Raw genomic sequence first — 1,348 nt, 5'->3', positions numbered from 1 at the left:
AAATAAGATTGATAGTATTCAATCTAAAGCAAAAGAAAAACTTTTTTTACCCCCTGATTTTCAATTGACTGATGCTTGGCGCAGACGGCTTTATGCGATTGCAACGACGACTGATGGAAGAGTGGTTACAGCTGGTGTCTGTGGTCCCTGTCTTCTCCACACCTATCAAATGCTTGCTGAGTTGCAGGAATATTATCCCGGTAATCCATTAACGAGTGGTGGATATTTCTTTAATACACAATATGGTACGAGTCCCATAGATTCATTTCGTCAGAGATACCCTTTTCTTTATGATATTGCGCGTGGTCTGCCCAGACTGTTTGACGCGCCTTTAACACCGAGGGATTACCCTGATTCGATAATTTTTAGAATGGCCGCTGCAACAACACGCGCTCTTTTACCACGGTTTACGTGGAGAGAGTCAGGATTAGTAACACAACATGATGATATTATACGTACGATTGTCAGTCTTTTAACGGCTCCTCCTGGAACCGCTTGGGTTGGAATTATGAGTTATGTTTACCCAACAGGTGAATCTGTTCGACATGCTGTTCCAATTTTACGGGGGCAATCTGGAATTATTGTTGTTCCAACAAACACTGATATAGATTTTGCAGGTTTTACCGAATTGATGCGAGAAGAGACACATCCTGATATTATTTTATCGTACATTATTCAACGGCGAAATGTAACTCTTACAGCTTTTAATACATTACAATTAATTAGTCAGGATCAAGAACCGTTGAGCGTTGTTATGTCGCAAAATAATTGCACTGGAGAAGGGAATGATAGACGTGGAAGCAGAATGTTTCCAAGGAGCTCTACAGTCAATCAATGTTCAAAAGGAAGATGTTCTATTATGTAAGATCATTAAAGGTCTGTCTGTTAAAAAATAGGCTTTTTATCAAATTATGAGCAGCGGTTCAGCATAAAATCGCTCTTCTTCATCAAGTAGACTAGAGAGTGTTATTTCAGAAAGAGCAAAGTTTGTATGTTTTTGATTTTTGTGAGTTTAAAGAAGTTAAAGCAAGATATTGCGTTGTTCTGTTTTTTGTTAGTGTTAGAAGCACATTTTGTTTTTAACCATTAAGCAGGTCTCTCATAAAGAGATATTGAGTATCATCAAGCGTCGGGGATTAAGCAATGTAGATTATGAATCTACAAGAGAGCTAATTTTCAATTAAAGGAATTATATTTTATGAGAAAATATAATTTAAAGCTATTTTTATTCTTTTTTTTACAAATTAATACCTTTTTTTCTGATTCAATTTCTCAGAATGAGCTGATACTGAAAAATTTTCCTTTGAGTGATGACGTCCCTCAAAAGCTTCCTGATCCTCCTATGGAT

General features: G+C 36.7%; 1 protein-coding gene. It reads left to right on the top strand.

Annotated features, from left to right (window positions below; all coding sequences use genetic code 11):
• The coding region (locus tag NPY00_RS06295) for a DUF1561 family protein (RefSeq protein WP_269021227.1) at positions 1-865 on the top strand (865 nt) is incomplete at its 5' end.
• Positions 866-1,348: the final 483 nt, after the last annotated feature.

The organism is Bartonella sp. F02 (assembly GCF_026929975.1).
Taxonomy (GTDB): Bacteria; Pseudomonadota; Alphaproteobacteria; order Rhizobiales; family Rhizobiaceae; genus Bartonella.
Note: the sequence above shows the minus strand (reverse complement) of the source record. Positions and strands in the feature narration are given on the sequence as shown.